Source organism: Bradyrhizobium sp. SZCCHNS2022 (assembly GCF_032377575.1).
GTDB lineage: Bacteria > Pseudomonadota > Alphaproteobacteria > Rhizobiales > Xanthobacteraceae > Bradyrhizobium > Bradyrhizobium aeschynomenes.
This window is the reverse complement of record NZ_JAUHHZ010000001.1, coordinates 6,966,842-6,986,898: the sequence shown is the minus strand read 5'-3', so window position 1 is coordinate 6,986,898 and position 20,057 is coordinate 6,966,842. Positions and strand designations below refer to the sequence as shown.

Below are 20,057 nucleotides of genomic sequence, written 5' to 3'. Positions count from 1 at the left end.
GTCCGACAACGATCGTCGGTTTGTGCGTGTTTTCCGCTGGTCCGGAACTTGCGTGAGCCAGCCTGACGTCACCATTCCCCGGGCGATCCGATGGCTTTCACTGCAGTCTGTCCGACAAGCGCCATATCCGAAGGCGGCATGGGCCTGTTTCAGGTCGGCAAGAAGAGCGTGCTGCTGCTCTGGCCCGCGGGCGGCGAGCTGAAGGCGTTTCGTGGCCGCTGTCCGCATGCCGACGTGCCGCTGACCGAGGCGACCTTCGACGGCAAGACCATCACCTGCCCGCACCATCAATGGGGCTTCGACGGCGTCAGCGGCAAATGCGTCACGCATCTGGTGCGCAACACGCTGCACGCCTATCCGCTGCAGGTCGAGGGCAGCGAGATTCAGGTCGATGTCGGGCCGGTCAAGCCTCTCCGGGCACCGGCCTGACGCAGAGAGGATGGGGGCCGCCGGGGGGCGGCGCCTGCAAGGGCGCCACGGCAGAACGGCAGCATCGACGAGATCAGCAGCATGACCAGCGCCGGCGGATGGGTGATCTGGAACGGATCGATGGGGATCGTCGACGAGGTCCGGCTCGGCCGCATCGTCGACGGCGCAACCGGACGGCTCGCATCGCTCGCGCCGCCGTACGACGTCGTCGGACCGTTCAGCCTCGACGAGCTGGAGACACAGGGCCGCATCACGTTCGGCGCGTGTCTGGTGATGTCACAGCAGCGCTGGCGACAGGATCAGGATGCGCTGCGCATCGCGGCACGGGCCGCGCGTCGCGCTCTGCTGGATCAGTTCGCACGCGGCGAGGATGATGAAGCCTTCCGCGCCGTCCTCGAACTGCCGTTGCAGGGCCGCCTGACGGCGTCCGACATCAAGACCGCGTTCCGTCGGCTGGCCAAATCAGCCCATCCCGACGCGGGCGGCAGCAGCGAGCTGTATCGGCGCATCTCCGAGGCGCGCGAGGCGCTGCTGGCGGAATTGGGCTGAGGTCGCGGCCACCGGCCGACGGGACGCCGTTCGGCGCCCCGTCCCGCCTCGCCCGCCGAGCCGCGCCCTCAGAAGAAGCCGAGCTTCTTCGGGCTGTAGCTGACCAGCATGTTCTTGGTCTGCTGGTAGTGGTCGAGCATCACCTTGTGGGTCTCGCGTCCGACACCCGACTGCTTGTAGCCGCCGAACGCCGCGTGCGCCGGATAGGCATGGTAGCAGTTGGTCCAGACGCGGCCGGCCTGGATGGCGCGGCCGAAGCGGTAGCAGGTGTTGGCGTCGCGGCTCCACACGCCGGCGCCGAGGCCGTAGAGCGTATCGTTGGCGATCGAGAGCGCCTCGTCCTCGGTCTTGAAGGTCGTCACCGACACCACCGGCCCGAAGATCTCCTCCTGGAACACGCGCATCTTATTGTGTCCCTTGAACACCGTCGGCTTGACGTAGTAGCCGCCGGCGAGATCGCCGCCGAGCAGATTGCGCTCGCCGCCGATCAGGAGCTGCGCGCCTTCGTTCTTGCCGATGTCGATGTAGGACAGGATCTTGGACATCTGCTCGGCGGAGGCCTGGGCGCCGATCATGGTCGCGGGATCGAGCGGACTGCCCTGCACGATCGCGCCGACGCGCTGAAGTGCGCGCTCCATGAAACGCTCATAGATCGATTCGTGGATCAGCGCGCGGCTCGGGCAGGTGCAGACCTCGCCCTGGTTGAGCGCGAACATCACGAAGCCTTCGATCGCCTTGTCGAGGAAGTCGTCGTCCTCGGCGCAGACGTCCTTGAAGAAGATGTTCGGCGACTTGCCGCCGAGCTCGAGCGTGACGGGGATCAGGTTCTGCGAGGCATATTGCATGATCAGCCGCCCCGTCGAGGTCTCGCCGGTGAAGGCGATCTTGGCGATGCGGGGCGAGGACGCCAGCGGCTTGCCGGCCTCGAGGCCGAAGCCGTTGACGACGTTGAGCACGCCGGCCGGCAAGAGATCGCCGATCAGCTCCATCCACACCATGATCGAGGCCGGGGTCTGCTCGGCCGGTTTCATCACCACGCAATTGCCGGCGGCAAGCGCCGGCGCAAGCTTCCACGCCGCCATCAGGATCGGGAAGTTCCAGGGAATGATCTGGCCGACGACGCCGAGCGGCTCGTGGAAGTGATAGGCGATGGTGTCGTGGTCGATCTCGGCGATCGAGCCTTCCTGGGCGCGGATGACGCCGGCGAAATAGCGGAAATGATCGATCGCGAGCGGGATGTCAGCCGCCGTCGTCTCGCGGATCGGCTTGCCGTTGTCCCAGGTTTCGGCGAGCGCAAGCTTGGCGAGATTGGCCTCCATGCGGTCGGCGATCCGGTTGAGGACCATCGCCCGCTCCGTGACGCTGGTGCGCGCCCAACCGTCCTTGGCGGCATGCGCGGCGTCGAGCGCGGCCTCGATGTCGGAGGCGTCGGAGCGCGCGATCTGGCACACCGGCTGACCGGTGATCGGCGAGATATTGTCGAAGTACTTGCCGGCGCTGGGGGCCTTCCAGCCACCGCCGATGAAGTTGTCGTAACGCGCAGCGAACGGCGGCTTGAGCGCCGCATTGACGTCAACCTTGGTCATCTGTCTCTCCCATTCACGCCGATGCACACGGCGTTGAGGAGAGGCTCGGTCAAACGCGCTCGACAGACCAGAGGCTGGCATGATCTCGTCTTCGGATGTGTCGCAGTTCTGCGACAGGTCGGCTGCGAATAGCCGATTGCGTCGCGGTCATCGCTCGAGGCCGAGCCGCTTCATCTTCCGGTGCAAGGTGGCGCGGGACATGTCGAGCTCCTTCGCCGCCTTCGAGACGTTGCCGCCGGCGCGCGCCAGCGCACGCTTCAGCACGGCGCGCTCGGCAGCGTCGATGTCGTCGCCGTGGGCCTGCGCGCCCTTGATCAGGTCGCCGGCCGGAACCGGACGCGCCAGCGCCGATGGGGACAGACCGAGCGCGCGGCGGGCCGCGCGCGTGGCGCCGACCACGAGATCATTGCTGTCGACCGCCAGCATCGAGTTGATGTCGCGCTCGCTGTCCGGCGTCAGAACGATGCGTGCACGCGGAAAGGCCTGGCGGAAATTCTCGGCTTCGATCAGGCGCGCAGCATCCGCCACCGTGGTCGCGATCAGCCGGCCGAAGCCCTCGGTGAGATCGGCACGGCACGATGACACGTCGAGCGCCGCCTTGAGCTGGCCGTGCTCGTCGAAGATTGGCGCCGTCGTGCAGAACAGCCGCGCATTGCGCGCCAGATAATGCTGGTCGCGGTCGATGGTCAGCGGCCGCTTTTCGACCAGGCAGGTGCCGATGGCATTGGTCCCCTCGTGCCGCTCGCTCCACACCGCCCCGGTCCACAGGCCCCAGGCGTCGAACGTCGTGTCATCACCGCGCGCGCCGCGGCGGTCGACGACCGTGCCATCGGCATCGGCCAGCAGCACCGAGCAGCCGACGCCGCCGACGGCGAGGAACAGCCGGTCGAGGCTCGCTTGCGCGATCGCGAGCAGCCGCCCGAGCCGCTCACGCGCCGCCGCGATCTCGGCCGCCGTCAGCCGGCAGGATGGCGCATGGGTGGCAGGATCGAGTGCGTGCAGATGTCCGGAACGGCGCCACGACGCGGCCAGCGCAGAAACCGCCGGCGCTCCCTTGGCGACGACGTCGAGCACGCGGTCCGAATGGGAATTTCCGGGCGAACGCCCCATCTCCCTGCTCCGGCTTTCTCCCCTGCCCCTGCGGCTCACAACAACCCCGCGGGTCTTTACCGTCATATTGCAACGACTACAGCACCCGGCCTTGATCCGCGTCAAGGTGATTGGCCCCCGGCTGGCGGGTCTGCGCCAGGTCGACGGCGCGGGAGCGGCAGCGCGCAGGGGCGCGGCTCGGATGTTGCCAAGCCCGCGATCTTCGTGGCAAGCACTGCCCGCGGCGCTCACGGACGGCAAATTCGGACCTTCGTCGTTGCGCTGCCCCCGAACCGGAGTCTCTTCATGAGCCGCCTCGTCTACGTTCTCAACGGACCCAATCTGAACCTTCTCGGCAAACGCCAGCCGCACATCTACGGCCATGAGACGCTCGCCGACGTGGAGCGGGATTGCAGGGCCCTGGCGGCAGAGCTCGGGCTGGAGATCCGCTTCCACCAGTCGAACCGCGAATACGAGCTGATCGACTGGATCCATGAGGCGCGCGAGACCGCCGGCGGCATCGTCATCAATCCCGGCGCGTTCACGCATACGTCGGTCGCGATCCTCGATGCGCTGAATGCGTTCGACGGAACGGTCATCGAGGTCCACATTTCCAACGTGCACAAGCGCGAGGAATTCCGCCACCACTCGTTCGTCTCCAAGCGCGCCGACGGCGTGATGGCCGGCTTCGGTACGCAGGGCTATCAGCTGGCATTGCGGCGCGTTGCCCGGCTGCTCGACGACAGCAAAGCCAGCTCCTGATGGCCCGCCCCGTCCGGCTCGCGGTCGCCGGGGCAGGTCTCATCGGCCGGCGTCACATCGAGCACATTCGCGCGCGTCCCGAGGCAGTCCTGACGTCGATCATCGACCCGGCGCCGTCGGCCCGGAACCTCGCACAGACGCTCGATGTGGGCTGGTTTCCGTCGCTCCACGACATGCCCACCCAGAACCGGCCCGAGGGAGTGGTCATCGCCACCCCGAACCAGATGCATGTTGCCCACGGCCTCGCCTGTGTCGACGCCGGCCTTCCCGCGCTGATCGAGAAGCCGCTGGCCGATGACGTCGCGGCGGCGCAGGTGCTGGTCGAAGCGTTCGAGGGCGCCGGCATCGCATTGCTGACCGGCCATCACCGCCGCCACAATCCGATGATCCAGCGTGCCAAGGCGGAGATCGACGGCGGCCGGCTCGGACGGATCGTCGCGGTCAACGGCATGTTCTGGCTGATCAAGCCGAGCGACTATTTCGACGTTGCCTGGCGCCGCGAGACAGGCGCGGGGCCCGTCCTCGTCAATCTCATCCACGACGTCGATCTGCTGCGCCATCTCTGCGGCGACATCGCCGCGGTGCAGGCGGCGCAATCCAACCAGGTGCGCGGTCATGCCGTTGAGGATACCGCCGCGATCATTCTCCACTTCACCTCCGGCGCACTCGGAACGTTCAGCGTCTCCGATACGATCCAGGCGCCATGGAGCTATGAGTTCACCAGCGGCGAGAACCCGGCCTACAGCCGGACGCCGGAGAGCTGCTACCAGATCGGCGGCACGCAGGCGTCGCTGGCGATTCCGCAGCTCGACCTGTGGCATCACCCGGACGCAGCGAGCTGGTGGGCGCCGATCGCGCGCGAGCGGCTGAGCTACGAGATGCACGACCCGCTCGGCCTGCAGATCGCCAATTTCTGCGCGGTCATCCGCGGCACGGCCGCGCCGGTCGTCAGCGGCCGCGAGGGGCTGAAGACGCTGCGCGTGATCGACGCGATCAGGCGCGCGGCCGAATGCGGGACGCGCGTGCCCGTGTGACCCGCTCCGCAGCGGCTGCCCCCGGATCGCCGGCGCGGTTCAATGATGGGCCCGATCAGTCGCACAACTGCCAAGAGTTACTCCGCCATGTCGGGATTGTCCCGCCATGACGGAGTGGAGACAGGGGCACCAATCGAGAGCGCCCCCGATGCGACCGCCCTGCCCTCGACAGCAAGGGCTTCGTCGGTGTCAGCCGCCGGCGACCACGGCCACGGCCGGCACGGGCTGTTCGGGCGATAGATTCTCGGCCGCATTCAGCTCGCCCTCCCATGTCGCCACCGCCGCCGTGGCGATGCCGTTGCCGATCACGTTGGTCATCGTGCGTCCCATGTCGAGGATCTGGTCGATCCCCATGATCAGGAGGATGCCGCCGATCGGCAGGTTGAACAGCGGCAGCGTGGCGGCGACCACGACCAGCGAGGCGCGCGGCACGCCAGCGATGCCCTTGCTGGTGACCATCATCACCAGCAGCAACGCGATCTGCTGCATGATGCCGAGCTCGATGCCGTAGGCCTGGGCGATGAACAAGGCGGCGAAGGCCTGGTACATCATGGAGCCGTCGAGGTTGAACGAATAGCCGAGCGGCAGCACGAAGCTGGTGATGCGGCCCTTGACGCCGAACTTCGTCAGCTGCTCGATCATCTTGGGATAGGCCGCCTCGCTGCTCGCGGTGGAAAACGCCAGCAGCATCGGCTCGCGCAGCAGCCTGATGAGGCGAAACACCGGGGTTCCCAGCGCAACCAGGCCGGCGAGGATCAGCACCGTCCAGAGCACGAGAAGGCTGAGATAGAACGTGGCGATGAACTTGCCATAGGTCACGAGCACGCCAAGGCCCTGCGTGGTCACGACGGCGGCGATGGCGGCGAAGACGCCGAACGGCGCGAAGCGCATCACGAAGCTGGTGATCTGCAGCATGACGAGGACGAGCTCGTCGATCGAGGTTGCGAGCGTCCGGGCATAGCCGGTTCTGAGCCGGCTCAGCGCGAGGCCGAAGAACACCGAGAAGACCAGGATCTGCAGCACCTCGTTGGTCGCCATCGCCTGCGCGGCGCTGGTCGGCACGACGTGGGTGATGAAGTCCTTCAGGTTGATGCCGGCGGTCTGCAGATTGGCCGACGCATCGGCGCGAGGCAGCGGCAGCATCAGATCATGCCCCGGCGCGAACAGGTTCGCGAAGATCATGCCGAGCCCGAGCGAGACCACGGATGCGGAGACGAACCAGCCCATCGACCGCGCGGCGATGCGTCCGACGGCGCGGCCTTCCGCGCCGAGGCTGGTGATGCCGGAGGCGATGGTCGCGAACACCAGCGGCGCAATGATCATCTTGATGAGCCGCAGAAACACGTCGGTGATGATCGAGAAATAGCCGGCGATGGTCTTGGCCATCTCCGGAGTCGCCGCCATGGTATGGCAGACATAGCCCGTCACGATGCCGAGCAGCAGGCTGACGATCAGGGCATGGGTCAGGCGTTTGGAATGCATGGTGGAGCCATCTGCGGCGCTCGTCATGGTCGTCTTCATCTCCCTTGGTTCTTCTTAGTTCAGCTTCGTCGTGAGCGGCCGCAGGCCGTCCATCGCGCAGTCCTTGCGGCGATCCCGCAGGGATGGCCGCATCGCGTCCTCACCGCCGGCGGGAGCGATGATGCTCTGCGGCCGGGTGAGGTTTTCGGGCTTGAGGACTTCGGCGAGCTTCTCGTCCGAGAGCAGGCCGCGCTCGCGCACCAGCTCGGCGACGCCGCGTCCGGTGGCATGGGCCTCGATCGCGACGGCGGTCGCGGCGGCGTAGCCGATATACGGATTGAGCGCGGTGACGAGGCCGATCGAGTTCTCGACATCGGCCAGCAGCCGCTCGCGGTTGGCGGTGATGCCGTTGACGCAGCGCTCTTCCAAGGTGAGGCACGCCTGCCGCAGATGGCTGACACTCTTGAACAGGCTGTGGGCGATGACCGGCTCGAAGGCATTGAGCTGGAGCTGACCGGCTTCTGCCGCCATGGTCACCGTCAGATCGTTGCCGATCACCTCGAACGCGACCTGGTTCACGACCTCCGGAATGACCGGGTTGACCTTGCCCGGCATGATCGAGGAGCCGGCCTGCACCGCCGGCAGATTGATCTCGTTGAAGCCGGCGCGCGGCCCGCTCGACAGCAGCCGAAGGTCGTTGCAGATCTTGGAGATCTTCACCGCGATGCGCTTCAGCACGCCCGACACCTGGACGAAGGCGCCGCAGTCCTGCGTCGCCTCGACGAGATCTGGCGCAGTCATCAGCGGCAGGCCGGTGATCGCGATCAGGTGCTTGCAGACGATGCGGGCATAGGCCGGGTGCGACGCGATCCCAGTGCCGATCGCCGTCGCGCCCATGTTGATCTCCTGGATCAGGAGCGCGGCCTCGTGCAGGCGCTCCTGATCCTCGCCGAGCATCACCGCATAGGTGTGGAATTCCTGGCCGAGCGTCATCGGCACCGCATCCTGCAGCTGGGTGCGGCCCATCTTGAGCACGTCCTTGAACTCGTCGGCCTTGCGCGCGAAGGCGAGGCGCAGGATGTCCATTGCCGCGGCGAGGTCGCGCAGGGACCGGCAGGTCGCGATCTTCAACGCCGTGGGATACACGTCGTTGGTCGACTGGCTCATGTTGACGTGCTCGTTGGGATGCAGCCGCGCATAGTCGCCCTTGGCATGGCCGAGCAGCTCCAGCGCGCGGTTGGCGATCACCTCGTTGGCATTCATGTTGGTCGAGGTGCCGGCGCCGCCCTGGATCGCGTCGATCATGAAGTGCTCATGCAGCTTGCCGGCGCGCACCTCCTTGCAGGCCGCGACGATCGCCTGCCCCCTCGAATCATCCAGCAGGCCGAGCTCGATGTTGGCGAGCGCAGCCGCCTGCTTGATCGCGGCGAGCGCGTTGATCAGCTGCGGATAGCTCGATATCGCTATGCCGGTGATGCGAAAGTTCTCGGCTGCGCGCAGCGTATGCACGCCATAATAGGCCTCCGCGGGCACCTCGCGGTCCCCCAGCAGATCATGCTCCGTACGCATGGGCTCTCCCTGGTCCTTGTCGTTGCCGGACGCGCGGCGACGGTGCGTCGCAGCTCGCGGCCGGATGCGGCGGATGTTTTGTTCAGGACGTGGCAACGATCCAATGCTATGTGCGCACCCGTCATTCCGAGTTTGCATGAAATCAAGCACTGCAACCGGGCATGCGACCGCCGATGCGCCCGTCCTCTTTCGATCGCGCCCCGGCGCAGGGGGGATGCGAGGTCGGATCATGGAATTGAAATGGCTCGAGGATTTTCTCAGCCTCGCGCGCACCCGCAGCTTCTCGCGATCGGCCGAGGAGAGGCATGTCACGCAATCCGCCTTCAGCCGCCGCATCCAGGCGCTCGAGCTCTGGCTCGGCGTGTCGCTGATCGACCGGAGCAGCTACCCGACGACCCTGACCGCGGAGGGCCGGCTGTTTCTCGAGACCGCCGAGGAGACCGTGCGTATGTTGCATGCCAGCCGCGTGTCGCTCCAGGCCAACATGCGGCCGACCACGCAGATGGTCTCGGTGGCCGCGCTGCATACGCTGTCGCTGCGCTTCTTCCCGCGCTGGTTTCGCAGCATCGAGGCGCAGGTCGGACAGGTCGGCAGCCGGCTCCTGCCGGACGATTTCCATAGCTGCCTGCAGGCCATCGTCGAGGGCAGCTATGATTTCCTGCTCACCTTCCACCATCCCAACGTGCCGATCCCGCTGGAGCCGGAGCTCTATCCGCATCTCGTGGTCGGCACCGACAGCCTGGTCGCGGCGCGCAGTCCGCGGCTGGCCTGCGGCGAGGACGACACCTCGCCGCTGCCGCTGCTGAGCTATGCCACGAGTTCGTTCCTCGGACGACTCGCGACCTTCGCACAGGCCCAGTTCGCCCAGGCCGAGGCCGGCGCGCCGCCGGTGCAGGTCGCGCATACCAATGAGAACGCGATGGCCGACGCGCTCCGATTCATGGCACTCGAAGGCCATGGCCTCGCCTGGCTGCCGCGCAGCCTGATCGCCCGGGATCTCGACGAGGGCTCGCTGATCCTGCTCGGGCCGGAGATCCCGCTCGACATCCGGCTCTATCGCAGCGTCCGGCGCACCCGCCCGATCGTGGAGCGGGTCTGGAGCGCCGCGCGGCAGCTCGCCGGCGAAACTATGACGAATTGGAATGGCGCTGTCGGTCTCGGCATTGGATCTGGCGAGGCCGATCCCGCATCATGAGCGGGACGGGAGGAAATGAGACGATGATGCTTGGCGTTCTCGGCGGTATGGGCCCGATGGCGACGGTTGATTTCATGGGCAAGGTGATCCGGAACACGCCGGCGGCCTGCGACCAGGACCATATCGAGATGGTGGTCTGCTCGGCTACGTCCGTGCCCGACCGCACCGCGGCGATCCTCGATCAAGGCTGCGATCCCCTCCCCGCGATGCTCGACGCGCTGAAGCGGCTGGAGCGCTCCGGCGCGACCTGCATCGCCATCCCCTGCAACACGGCGCATCATTGGCACGGCGAATTGCAGGCGCGCACCGCCGTGCCGATCCTGCACATCGTCGACGCGCTCGCCGACGCCCTGGCCGAGCGCGGCCTGCAGGGCGCGACGATCGGCGTGCTGGCGACCGACGGCACCGTTCGCGCCGGCATCTATCAGCGCCGCCTCGCCAAGCGCGGCTTTTCCTGCGCGATGCCCGATGCCAGTGGACAGGCCGAGGTGATGCGCGCCATTCGGCTCGTGAAGGCCGGCGATGTCGACGCTGCGACCACGATCCTGAGCCGGGAGGCGCAGGCGCTGGTGGCCGGCGGCTGCTCGCAGGTGGCGATGGCCTGCACCGAGATTCCGCTGGCGCTGGCCGCGGTCACGGGCGAGTTGAAGCCGCGACTGCTCGACCCGACCGACACGCTGGCGCGGGCCTGCGTCCGAACATGCCTCGCCATGCCGCAACGCCGGGTGGCCTAGCCTCGCGGGCAGACGACGCCACAAGACGACGAAGGCCGCCTGGATGAACCAGGCGGCCTTGTCGTGATGAACGATGAGTCTCAGCGTCCGCGTGACAGCATCTCGAAGCGGTAGTTGATGCCGACCAGCGCGGTGTGGATCTGGGTCTTCTGGCTCACGACGTTGGGTCCGCCGGTGATCGCGGCGGCGCCGGGCACGACGCCGGTCGCGGTGCCGAAATCGGCGTAGTCGTATTCCGCGAAGGCCGACCAGTTGCGCGCGAACATCCACTCGACGCCGGCGCCGACCGTCCATCCGGTGCGGTTGAACGCCGCGCTCGCCGATTGGCCGGTGGCATTGTTGACCACCGCGACGCGGGTCCGCGTCCAGGCCGCACCGGCCCTCGCATAGAGCAGGATCTCCGGCGTCACCAGATAGCCCGCGCGCAGCGTGGCGGTGTAGAGGTTGCTCGTCCGCGTATCCAGCGTCAGCGACGGCCCGAGCGGGGACGACGCGTTGATGATGCCGAGATCGGCCATCGCCTGGACGCCCAGCACGAGGCGGTCGATCTGGTAGTCGCAGCCGACCTGGATGCCGCCGATCGCATCGCTGCCGTTGGTGGAGACCGCCGCCGGGAGCTGCAGCGCCACGTTGGGCAACGGCGCCACGCCGCCGCCACCGACGACGGGCGGGTTCTGCGGCTGGCCGCCGCCATTATTGCCCTGCGGCGGCGGGTTCGGCTGGCCCCCGCCATTGTTCGGCGGCGGATTTTTCGGCGGCCAGCCGGGCTTCACCGGCGGCTTGTAGCCGCCATGATGGTCGTGCTTGCCGTCGTGCTTCTTCCAGTCGTCCTTGTCTTTGTCCTTCTGCCAGCCGTCCTTCTTCCAATCGTCGTTGTCGTGCTTGTCGTAGCCGGTCTGCTTCTGCCAGCCGTCGCCGCCGTGCTTGTCGTTGTGGTTCTTGTCGTCGTCCTTGTCCGGCTTCAGCCAGGCATAACGATCGTACTCGCCCTTCGACGGCTGCTTCGACCAGCCGAAGACCTGCTTGTCGTGGTCGCCGTCCTTGTCCTTCTTGCCCCAGCCGCCGCCGTGCTTGTCGTCGTCATCGTGACGCAGCCAGCCGTAGCGGTCCGAGTAGCCGTTCGAATGCAGCTGCGACCAGCCGCCGGCGACGTGCTTGTCGTCTTTATACTTGTCGTCCTTGTCCGGCTTGGTCTGCCACGGCCAATCATGATCGGCGTGCTTGTTGTAGCCATCCTTTGCCCCGAACTTCGGCCAATGATAGCCATCATCATGGCCGGGCTTGTCGTGCTTCTGGTCGTGCTCGGTCCATTTGTGGTCTTTGTAGTTGTTGTCGTGCTGATACTTGCCCGGCTGCCACCAGCCCTTGTCGCCGTGATGGCCGTAGACCGGCGGCTTATAGGGGGGCTTGTACGGCGGCTTGCCGCCGCCATTGTTCCCGCCGGGGTTGTTCGGCTGCGGCGGCTTCGGGACGGGGTTCGCGACCACCGGCGGCGGGTTGACGACCGGCGGATTGGCAACGGGCGGATTCGCGCCGGGCGCATTGCCGACAGGCGCAGCGCCCACCGGCTGCACGGCCCCGCCGGCATTGGCGACCTGGCTCCAGGTCTGCTGCTGGCGCGACCACGCCATGCCGCCATTGGCGCCGGCATGGCAGCCACTCCACCTGTAGGCGAACACGTCGGGCGGCGGGAGCGGTGGGGGCAGGGCGAGATCAGTCGCCCAGACCGATGACGTACTTCCTGCGAAAGTCGATAGACAAAGACACACGCCAAATACGCGACGCATCGAACTCATAACTCCTGAACACGTGCCGCAACAAACGACGGCCGCATCAGGAGGGTCAGAATGTGTCGCGAACTGAATTGAAAAATGTCATTCGGAAGGAATGCAGATCGCGACGCCAGCGCGATGAAAATTCACTGTTGAGTGTTGCACGCAAGATGCAGGATTCTGGCGAAAACAAGCAGGCCGCAAAGCGGGAGCGCGGCGCCGCCGTCGCGCGATGCCGTTGCCGTCGACGTTCGTGCACGAACATGCGCGGCGCGATGTCGTGCGGCGCCTTGCCAGAAGGGGTTTGACGACATCGCGCTCACGCCGCGCGCGAGCGCCTTGCGTGCCGCGCGATTCGTTGCACGCGTTGATTGCACGCCTCGTGGTGTCGATGCGTCGTGCCGTCCGCCGCATTTCGATGGCGCCTCGCACCGTCACGGCCGTTGACCGGCGTAGCGCGTCCGCGCATCGGCGCGGCGCTCCCACACATGCGGCGCCATCGATCGGGAGAAAACACGGCGCGCCTTGCCGCAATCAGCGCGAATGCGGCGACAAGCAGCCGCCGCAGCGGCAACTCATCAGCAATGAAGGCATGGTGACGTCGACAATCCGGCTGACGCCGCATGGGCGCCGGAGCGCGGTGCGCGATGGGCGGCCGCGGAGGTCGCGGCTGGCCAGGCGCACCGCATGAGGCTCAGGGATTGCGCCGCGAGAACGAGATGGCGTAGGCGCCGTTGCGGATGTCGATCATCGAATCGTCCGACGTTTCGATGCCGTCGGTGAGCTGGCCCGGCAGGAACAACAGCGTCTTCTGTGCCGCGTCGCTGTCGGCGACCGCCTTGTCGATCGTGAGCGTGCCGAGCTCGACCAGCTTGCGGTCATCCGGCCACGGCTTCGACGGATCCTTCGTGGAATCGCCTTCGGCCGCCAGCTGCGCCTTGAAGCGGAACACGACCGGCCCCTGCTTCAGCCGCGCCGGCAGCTCGGCCATCAGGAAGTCCGGCGCGCGCTTGGCGGCCTCGGCCTTGTCGAGATGCACGACCTTCTCCGGCAGCATCTGCCAGCGCACCGCCTGTTTCTCGCCGGCCTTGTTGACGAGCACGAAGGCGTTGACGCCGAAATAGGCCTCGCTGGCCAGGCTCTCGGGCGTCGCGATGGTGCCGAGCGCCGCCGGCACGGACGGGTGGCCGGCCACGAACTGATCGAGCCTGGTCGGCTTGGCCGCGCCCGGCCCGCTGTCGGCGATCGCCAGGAACAGATCGCGCAGCTCCTCCGCGGTCGCCACCGGAAAGAACTTCAGCGAGTTGATCACGATGTCCATGTCGCTGCCGCCGGGGAGATGAAACTTCACCGCCATGCCGTGCGGATTGGCGTCGTCGGACCCGTCCGGCAGGTTCGGCACGCCGGTGGAATTCGAGAACCGCACCGTCACCGGGATCTCGCCGCCGCTGAACAGCACCGCCTTGCTCAGGCCCGCCGCCTCGGTGGACGGCTTGAACTTGCCTTCGACCACCACGCCCTTGGCGTGATTGGCGCGAAAGCCGGCGTGGACGCCGAACACCTTGTTCATGGCATTGACGAGCTGCTCCTCGACCGGCGCGTCCTGGGCGTAGGTCACGTGAGGCAAAGCGAAGGCCAGCGCGGCAACCAGCATGCGTATCTTCATCGCGACATCTCCTGTATGAGGCGATGCAACATAGCAGTGTCGCATGATCTCAGAGCGACTTTCGGCGGGTGATCGACAATCGCCCGATCGCCGCCAACTTGGGAACTCCGAGCCCGCCACATAGCACGTCGTCATTCCGGAGCGCGCGCAGCGCGAGCCCGGAATGACGGAGTGCGGACGAGAAAGCGGCGCCCAACACACCGCCGCGAGGCGGCTTGCGATGCGCGGCGGAATGTCCCTATTGTATCCTCGCGTGCCCGCCTCCGTATCGGCGATCGCAACTGTCCGACCGCCGCATCACGCCCGCGCACGCAAGACGGAGTATCGCCAGTGTCCGCCCCGGAAAGCTTCCCCATCGACAAGATCCACGTTCCCGACAAGAAGCGCAAAGCGCTCAAGCAGGACGTGGTCGACGCGCTGGCCGAGAGCATCCTGGAGTCCGGCCAGCGCGAGCCGATCCTCGTCCGCCGCGACAAGGACCATTTTGTCCTGGTCGAAGGCCTGCACCGCCTCGAAGCCTGCAAGGCGCTCGGCGAAGCCGCCGTCAAGGCGCTGCTGATCTCGGCCGAGGAGGCCCGCCAGCGCGAGCTGCCGCCGCCGCCGCCCGATCCGGAACGCGAGAAGATGGAGCGGCTGCGCAAGCTGCGGCTGGAGAAGGAGGAGGCGGACAAGCTGGCCGCGGCCTCGCGCGGCAGCCCCGGTGCCCATGCAGCGATGCGTCCGCATGCGGGGTCGACCGGCGGAGGCGGCCGCTCCGGCGCGGCAAAGCCACAGCGCCCCGCCGCGGGAGCAGCCCCCAAGCAGACCTTGTCGGATTGGATCAAGCAGCAGGAACGCAGCGGCGGCCGCTACTGACGATCAAGCCCGCGAGCGCCCCACCGAAGCTTCATCCGAGCGACAGCCCGTAGGGCGGATCAGCGCAGCGTGATCCGCCGCCGCGCCCGCCGTTTCCTCAACGTCACCATCATCGCTCCGCCGAGCCGGCGCAAGACGTTTGGCAAGCCTGTTCGAGCAGGACAGTTTGACGCGCCTGCGCGGCTCGCCCCGCCGGGAACGGCCGCTGTGCCCAACCGTTGCCCTCCCACACGACGCGGAAGCCGGAACGACAGCGCCTCGCTGCCACGGCGCCGAATCCCTGCGCGCCTCCCCGGCGACCGCCTCACCTCTTCCCCGACAACGAACTGGAGTTCCCCATGCGAGCAACCATCGCGGCCCTGTCCGCCATTCTTCTCGTCGGCACCGTCGGAGCCTCCGCAGCGCCCATGGCCGCCGCCACCACGCAAAGCGAAACGGCGGCGTCGCCGATGCGCCTTGCGCAGCGCGATCACCGCGACCGCGACGGCCGCTGGCAGCACGAGCAGCGCCGCCACCATCATCGCGGCTACGAGCGGCGTCATGGCCCGCCGTCCGGCTGGCATCGCTACCGCTACCGCCCGCACGACCATCACCGCCGCGGCTGCATGCAGATCGGCCCGGCCTGGTTCTGCCCGTAGGCCCGCGCGAGTCCGTCGACGGCTCCGTCACGCATGCGCCTCTGCGGAGGCGCGTGCGCGACGAAACGCCGGGCGCCCCGGCTCAGGCCGCTCCGCCGCGACGCGGCCGACGGCTCCGGCAAGCCGGCCGACCGCTGCGGCGCGCGTCCGGCCAGGATTGCACGGTCGCGCCGCCGCCACTATCCTCACATGAGATACGCGCTGGCCCGCATCCCGACAGGAGCGCCCCATGCCGACCGCGACCGTGGCTCCAACTCTGGCTCCCCTGGACGAGACCATCACCATCGCGGAGCTCGCGCGCGATCCCTACCCGATCTATCAGCGGCTGCGGCGCGAGGCGCCGGTGCTGCGGGTCAAGTCGGTGGGCCGGACGTTCCTCACCAAGGCGGCCGACACCAAATATGTGAAGGACAATGCGGCGCTGTTCTCGTCCGACGATCCGAACACGCCGATGAAGCGCGCCTTCCTCGCGCATACCCTGATGCGCAAGGATCACGACGAGCACCGCGCCGAGCGCATGGCGATGATGCCGGCCTTGATGCCGAAGACGATCGAAGCCGTCTGGGAGCCGCTCTACGCCAAGCTCGCCTCGGACTATCTCGACCGGCTGCCGCGTGGCGAGGTCGTCGATTTGTTCCCCGCGCTCGCCGGCCCCTTGGCCGCGCGCATCCTCGCACATGTCATGGGCATTCCCGACGCCAGCGACGACGACATGCAGCGCTGGTCGCAGGCGCTGATCGACGGCGCCGGCAATTTCGGCTGGACGCCCGGCCCGTTCGACGCGACCGACGTTGCCAATGCCGAGATGGACCGCTGCATCCGCGCCAACATGGCGCGCGTGAAGGCCGCGCCGGATTCCTCCGCGCTGTCCTTCATGGTCAACGCCAAGAACCCCATCCCCGACAGCCAGATCATCGCCAACATCAAGATCGCGATCGGCGGCGGCATCAACGAGCCGCGCGACGCGCTGCTGACGATCCTCTACGGCCTGCTGACCAACCCGGACCAGCTGGAGGCCGTGCGCGCGCAGGACAAATGGCGCTCCGCCTTCGAGGAAGGCGTGCGCTGGGTGGCGCCGATCCAGGCGAGCTCACGCCTGGTGATGGAGGACACCGAGATCCGCGGCTGCCTGATCCCGAAGGGCGACACCGTGATGACCATCCAGGCCTCCGCCAACCGCGACGAGGACCTGTTCACCGACGGCGAGCGCTACAACGCGCTGCGCGACCCCAACCCCCATCAGGCCTTCGGCAACGGCCCCCACCACTGCGCCGGCGCCCACCTCTCCCGCCGCACCGTCGGCGCCATCCTGCTGCCGATGCTGTTCGAGCGGTTTGCACGGATGGAGCTGGTGGATGCGGCGAGCGTGCGGTGGCACGGGTTCGGGTTTCGGGGGCCGCTCAATTTGCCGGTGCGGCTGTAGTAGGATCGGGACGAGCGCGCAAGCTGCATCCCCTGAGATCGCCCCCTCCTGCACGCTCCTCGCGTGCCAGGCCATCGCAACCGGGGCCGCGGTCTCGCCCGTCGCTTTCGCCGTCTGCTTGGCCAGCGCCTTGACCTCCGATGGACAGCACCATGACGCGCGACGCGTCGTTGGGCGCAGGAATGAGGTTGCAATGAATAGATTTACAACCTTACGATATTTGTGTCTGAAAGTTACCTTGAAGTCACAGTCACGGGTAACACCGTACGTTAGGCTATCTGACGTTCTCCGTGCACTGAGTTGAGCACGAGCCTCCGGGTGCAAGGGACGAACCGGCGCGCTGCTGCCTTTCCGGCGCATCATTTGGCGACGCATGTCCCGGCTGATCCGGATGGAGGTTCAGGTTCGTATGATCCAGGTTCGTATCATGTTGGACGATCGTGCGGCCGATGCGCGCCGATTGCGGCGGCGGTGTCGTCGCCTGCCGGCCGGCAGACCGCTCGCTTTGCGGCTTGCAGCATGGAGCGTCCACCCGCAAGCGGGCTTTGCATGCTGCGCCGCCATTGCGATCGCCGCGCTGTTGACGGCGCCTGCTCAGGCACAAACGGCGACCGGCCTCAGCAGCACGGCCACTGGCATCGGCAGCACGGCGAGCGGCGACTACAGCACGGCGACCGGCAACAGCAGCACGGCGAGCGGCTACGCCAGCACGGCCACCGGCTTTTCCAGCGTTGCGAGCGGCCTCCAGAGCACGGCCAACGGCGTCGCCAGCGCGGCCACAGATGACGGAAGCACGGCGATCGGAGACCACAGCACGGCGAGCGGCAACACGAGCACGGCGATCGGGCAGGCCAGCAGGGCGATCGCCCTGGCGAGCACGGCGCTCGGCGCGGGCACCAGGGCGGACGGCGAATACAGCACGGCGCTCGGCATCGGCGCCAGGGCGACCGTGAACGAAAGCACGGCGATCGGCTCCTACTCCGTCGCGATCGCCACCAATTCGGTTGCGCTCGGCGCGAACTCCGTGGCGGATATCGCCGACACCGTGTCGGTCGGAAGCGTCGGCAGCGAGCGCAGGATCGTCAACCTCGCCGCAGGCACGATCGCCGCCAACAGCACCGACGCGATCAACGGCGGCCAATTGATGACGGCGAACCAGCGCGTCGCCGCGGCCTTCGGCGGCAACGCCGGGGTGGACGCCAACGGGCAGTTGACGATGCCGAGCTACATCATCCAGAGCGTCGCCTACGACAATGTCGGGGGCGCGCTGGGCGCGGTCGACAGCGCGCTGACCGCCAACGCGGCCAGCATCGCCAACCTGCAGACCCAGCTCAACAGCGGCGCGATCGGCCTGGTGCAGCAGAACGCCGCGACCCGGATCATCAGCGTCGGTGGCGCGACGGACGGCACGACGGTGAGCGTCGCCGGCAGCTCCGGCAATCGCACCGTCACCGGCGTCGCCGCCGGCGCGCTGAATGCAACCAGCACCGACGCGGTCAACGGCAGCCAGCTCTATGCCACCAACCAGCAGATCGCGTCGCTGTCCGGCCAGGTCGCCACCAACACCACCGACATTGCCGCGCTCAGCGCGACCATCAGCGGCATCTCGCAGGCCGGACGCTACACCAAGATCAACAGCACGGCTGCGGCAGCAACGGCCTCGGGCGCCGATGCAATCGCGATCGGTGGCAACGCCCAGGCGACGCAATCGGGATCGATCGCGGTCGGGCTCGACGCGGCGTCGACCGGCGTCAATGCCATCGCGATCGGCACCGGCGCCGTGGCCACCGGCTCGGTCGCGGTCGGCGCTGCCGCCTCGGCGGCCAATGGCGGCGCAGCCTATGGCGACGGCGCCGTGGCGACCGGCTCGCTGGCCACCGCCATCGGTCCGAATGCGTCCGCCACGGCAGCGAATGCCGTCGCCATCGGATCGGGATCGACCAACACGGTCGCCAACACGGTGTCGTTCGGCTCTGCTGGAAACGAGCGTCGGCTGACCAATGTCGCCGCCGGCATCAGCCAGACCGACGCCGTCAACGTCGGGCAGCTGCAGTCGGTCGCGGCGGGCCTGCAGAACGAGATCACCGACACGCGCCGCGAGGCGCGGCGCGGCATCGTCGCCGCCGTCGCGGTGGCACCGGTGCTGATGCCGTCGGCGCCGGGCAAGACGTCGGTCGCCGTCGGGACCGGCTACTACCGTGGCGAGACCGGCGTCAGCATCGGCGTGTCGCATCGGCTGAACCTCGGCATTCCCACACTGATTTATGGCAGCTATTCCAATGGCGGCGGCAACGAGCATGTCGGCCGCGGCGGCGTGGCGGTGGAGTTCTGATGCCGACGCGGCCGACCGACCGCCGCGACCGGGAGCGCCCTCGGTCCCGCACCACGCTGGCGGCCTTGTGCCGCTGGTTGATGCGAGCCGCGGCAGGTCCGCTGGTCATCGCCGCCCTGCCGCAGCCCGCAACCGCCCAGCAACAGCCGGCTCCCATGCAGGCGCAGGTCCCTGCCCAACCACCGCAACCGGCCGCACCGCAATTCCAGCCATCGCTGCAATGGACCAACCTGCCGAAAATGATTCTCGAACGGCAGTTCTCCGGCCCGCTGCAGGACACCGTGATCCAGCGGCTGCGTGATCCCGTCGATGGCACCGTGTGCTACGTCTATCTGCCGATCTCGGCGCCGCATTCGCCGACCACGGCGACCGGCTTCGTCCAGTACGGCCCCAACACCGTCGGCAACATATCGTGCATGCCGGGCCGCTCCGGGCCTCCCGTTTCCTCCGTGAGTGGAGCGCCGGCGCAAAGGAGATAGAGGCATCGGGGATTGATCTGGAGACTGTCCTCGCCCGCGGCTCGCAGGTTTCGCGCACCGTCACCCGTCAAGGTGCCGGACAAATGGCGCTCCGCCTTCGAGGACCGCGTGCGCCGGGTGACACCGATCCAGGCGAGCTCACGCCTGGTGATGGAGGACACCGAGATCCGCGGCTGCCTGATCCCGAAGGGCGACACCGTGATGACCATCGGCCTTCGGCAACCGCGACGAGGAGCTGTTCACCGACGGCGAGCACACCAACGCGCTGCGCGACCCCAACCCCCACCAGGCCTTCGGCAACGGCCCCCACCACTGCGCCGGCGCCCACCTCTCCCGCCGCACCGTCGGCGCGATCCTGCTGCCGATGCTGTTCGAGCGGTTTCCGCGGATGGAGCTGGTGGATGCGGCCAGCGTGCGGTGGCATGGGTTTGGGTTTCGGGGGCCGTTGGGGTTGGTGGTGAGGGTGCAGTAGGCGGCGCGAGTG

At 67.6% G+C, this 20,057-nt stretch carries 17 protein-coding genes and 1 pseudogene; 12 read left to right on the top strand and 6 right to left on the bottom strand.

Translation table 11 applies throughout. From position 1 onward, the window contains the following. The first annotated feature begins 90 nt into the window (after positions 1–90). Together QXZ94_RS31240 and QXZ94_RS31235 are read left to right on the top strand one after the other, a co-directional pair. On the top strand, positions 91–429 hold the full coding sequence (locus QXZ94_RS31240) for a Rieske 2Fe-2S domain-containing protein (protein ID WP_172115288.1): 339 nt from the start codon (positions 91–93) through the stop codon (positions 427–429). A gap of 81 nt (positions 430–510) precedes the next feature. Then, positions 511–978 (top strand): J domain-containing protein, encoded by a 468-nt coding sequence (locus tag QXZ94_RS31235; protein ID WP_172115286.1) that lies wholly within the window; start codon positions 511–513, stop codon positions 976–978. A gap of 68 nt (positions 979–1,046) precedes the next feature. Here the strand turns inward: QXZ94_RS31235 and adh are convergent, their stop codons facing one another. Continuing rightward, positions 1,047–2,564 (bottom strand): aldehyde dehydrogenase, encoded by a 1,518-nt coding sequence (gene adh, locus QXZ94_RS31230; RefSeq protein WP_315724908.1) that lies wholly within the window; start codon positions 2,562–2,564, stop codon positions 1,047–1,049. Between the two features lie 147 nt (positions 2,565–2,711). Then, complete coding sequence (locus QXZ94_RS31225; RefSeq protein WP_315724906.1) at positions 2,712–3,674, bottom strand: helix-turn-helix domain-containing protein; 963 nt, start codon at positions 3,672–3,674, stop codon at positions 2,712–2,714. Positions 3,675–3,959: 285 nt separating this feature from the next. Between QXZ94_RS31225 and aroQ the strand changes: the two genes are divergently transcribed. Next, the gene (aroQ, locus tag QXZ94_RS31220; protein ID WP_172133977.1) at positions 3,960–4,415 is read left to right on the top strand and encodes a type II 3-dehydroquinate dehydratase; all 456 of its coding nucleotides are present in this window, start codon (positions 3,960–3,962) and stop codon (positions 4,413–4,415) included. Further along, a complete protein-coding gene (locus tag QXZ94_RS31215) occupies positions 4,415–5,449 on the top strand; it encodes a Gfo/Idh/MocA family oxidoreductase (RefSeq protein ID WP_315724903.1) in 1,035 nt (344 codons plus the stop codon). Before aroQ ends, QXZ94_RS31215 begins: the two co-directional genes overlap by 1 nt. Before the next feature lie 189 nt (positions 5,450–5,638). On the opposite strand, the gene QXZ94_RS31210 is transcribed toward QXZ94_RS31215, so the two are convergent. Both QXZ94_RS31210 and aspA read right to left on the bottom strand, forming a co-directional pair. Continuing rightward, entirely contained in the window at positions 5,639–6,958 is a 1,320-nt protein-coding gene (locus QXZ94_RS31210; protein WP_315724901.1) for a dicarboxylate/amino acid:cation symporter, read from the bottom strand. Between the two features lie 27 nt (positions 6,959–6,985). Further along, positions 6,986–8,479 carry an aspartate ammonia-lyase gene (aspA, locus tag QXZ94_RS31205; RefSeq protein ID WP_315724899.1) on the bottom strand — a complete coding sequence of 498 codons (1,494 nt, stop codon included), beginning with the start codon at positions 8,477–8,479 and terminating at the stop codon, positions 6,986–6,988. Positions 8,480–8,708: 229 nt separating this feature from the next. On the opposite strand from aspA, the gene QXZ94_RS31200 reads away from it, so the two are divergent. Beyond that, on the top strand, positions 8,709–9,674 hold the full coding sequence (locus QXZ94_RS31200) for a LysR family transcriptional regulator (protein WP_172115272.1): 966 nt from the start codon (positions 8,709–8,711) through the stop codon (positions 9,672–9,674). Between the two features lie 23 nt (positions 9,675–9,697). After that, positions 9,698–10,408, top strand: a complete 711-nt coding sequence (locus tag QXZ94_RS31195; RefSeq protein WP_315724896.1) for an aspartate/glutamate racemase family protein — start codon at positions 9,698–9,700, stop codon at positions 10,406–10,408. A gap of 80 nt (positions 10,409–10,488) precedes the next feature. Here QXZ94_RS31195 and QXZ94_RS31190 read toward each other — a convergent pair whose 3' ends face one another. Then, a complete protein-coding gene (locus QXZ94_RS31190; RefSeq protein WP_315724894.1) occupies positions 10,489–12,087 on the bottom strand; it encodes an outer membrane protein in 1,599 nt (532 codons plus the stop codon). Between the two features lie 787 nt (positions 12,088–12,874). Beyond that, positions 12,875–13,846, bottom strand: coding sequence for a catalase family peroxidase (locus QXZ94_RS31185; RefSeq protein WP_315724891.1), 972 nt, complete (start codon positions 13,844–13,846; stop codon positions 12,875–12,877). Between the two features lie 330 nt (positions 13,847–14,176). Here QXZ94_RS31185 and QXZ94_RS31180 point away from each other — a divergent pair, with 330 nt between their 5' ends. The 6 genes and pseudogenes from QXZ94_RS31180 to QXZ94_RS31155 form a co-directional block, all read left to right on the top strand. Continuing rightward, positions 14,177–14,701, top strand: a complete 525-nt coding sequence (locus QXZ94_RS31180; protein ID WP_315724889.1) for a ParB N-terminal domain-containing protein — start codon at positions 14,177–14,179, stop codon at positions 14,699–14,701. 338 nt (positions 14,702–15,039) lie between these two features. After that, complete coding sequence (locus tag QXZ94_RS31175) at positions 15,040–15,339, top strand: hypothetical protein (RefSeq protein ID WP_315724887.1); 300 nt, start codon at positions 15,040–15,042, stop codon at positions 15,337–15,339. A 229-nt stretch (positions 15,340–15,568) separates the two neighbouring features. After that, a complete protein-coding gene (locus QXZ94_RS31170) occupies positions 15,569–16,762 on the top strand; it encodes a cytochrome P450 (RefSeq protein ID WP_315724885.1) in 1,194 nt (397 codons plus the stop codon). A 427-nt stretch (positions 16,763–17,189) separates the two neighbouring features. After that, the gene (locus QXZ94_RS31165) at positions 17,190–19,094 is read left to right on the top strand and encodes a YadA family autotransporter adhesin (protein ID WP_315724883.1); all 1,905 of its coding nucleotides are present in this window, start codon (positions 17,190–17,192) and stop codon (positions 19,092–19,094) included. Continuing rightward, the gene (locus tag QXZ94_RS31160; RefSeq protein ID WP_315724880.1) at positions 19,094–19,573 is read left to right on the top strand and encodes a hypothetical protein; all 480 of its coding nucleotides are present in this window, start codon (positions 19,094–19,096) and stop codon (positions 19,571–19,573) included. Before QXZ94_RS31165 ends, QXZ94_RS31160 begins: the two co-directional genes overlap by 1 nt. 66 nt (positions 19,574–19,639) lie before the next feature. After that, a pseudogene (locus QXZ94_RS31155) lies at positions 19,640–20,045 on the top strand (cytochrome P450); the annotation flags it as partial. Positions 20,046–20,057 lie beyond the last annotated feature (12 nt).

What these genes read in the sequence shown, in the direction of transcription:
- aroQ (WP_172133977.1), top strand. Translation starts at nt 3,960, where the DNA reads ATGAGCCGCCTCGTCTACGTTCTCAACGGACCCAATCTGAACCTTCTC.
- QXZ94_RS31185 (WP_315724891.1), bottom strand. Translation starts at nt 13,846, where the DNA reads ATGAAGATACGCATGCTGGTTGCCGCGCTGGCCTTCGCTTTGCCTCAC.
- QXZ94_RS31200 (WP_172115272.1), top strand. Translation starts at nt 8,709, where the DNA reads ATGGAATTGAAATGGCTCGAGGATTTTCTCAGCCTCGCGCGCACCCGC.
- QXZ94_RS31165 (WP_315724883.1), top strand. Translation starts at nt 17,190, where the DNA reads ATGTTGGACGATCGTGCGGCCGATGCGCGCCGATTGCGGCGGCGGTGT.
- QXZ94_RS31170 (WP_315724885.1), top strand. Translation starts at nt 15,569, where the DNA reads ATGCCGACCGCGACCGTGGCTCCAACTCTGGCTCCCCTGGACGAGACC.
- QXZ94_RS31215 (WP_315724903.1), top strand. Translation starts at nt 4,415, where the DNA reads ATGGCCCGCCCCGTCCGGCTCGCGGTCGCCGGGGCAGGTCTCATCGGC.
- QXZ94_RS31195 (WP_315724896.1), top strand. Translation starts at nt 9,698, where the DNA reads ATGATGCTTGGCGTTCTCGGCGGTATGGGCCCGATGGCGACGGTTGAT.
- adh (WP_315724908.1), bottom strand. Translation starts at nt 2,564, where the DNA reads ATGACCAAGGTTGACGTCAATGCGGCGCTCAAGCCGCCGTTCGCTGCG.
- aspA (WP_315724899.1), bottom strand. Translation starts at nt 8,479, where the DNA reads ATGCGTACGGAGCATGATCTGCTGGGGGACCGCGAGGTGCCCGCGGAG.
- QXZ94_RS31225 (WP_315724906.1), bottom strand. Translation starts at nt 3,674, where the DNA reads ATGGGGCGTTCGCCCGGAAATTCCCATTCGGACCGCGTGCTCGACGTC.
- QXZ94_RS31160 (WP_315724880.1), top strand. Translation starts at nt 19,094, where the DNA reads ATGCCGACGCGGCCGACCGACCGCCGCGACCGGGAGCGCCCTCGGTCC.
- QXZ94_RS31175 (WP_315724887.1), top strand. Translation starts at nt 15,040, where the DNA reads ATGCGAGCAACCATCGCGGCCCTGTCCGCCATTCTTCTCGTCGGCACC.
- QXZ94_RS31210 (WP_315724901.1), bottom strand. Translation starts at nt 6,958, where the DNA reads ATGACGAGCGCCGCAGATGGCTCCACCATGCATTCCAAACGCCTGACC.
- QXZ94_RS31240 (WP_172115288.1), top strand. Translation starts at nt 91, where the DNA reads ATGGCTTTCACTGCAGTCTGTCCGACAAGCGCCATATCCGAAGGCGGC.
- QXZ94_RS31235 (WP_172115286.1), top strand. Translation starts at nt 511, where the DNA reads ATGACCAGCGCCGGCGGATGGGTGATCTGGAACGGATCGATGGGGATC.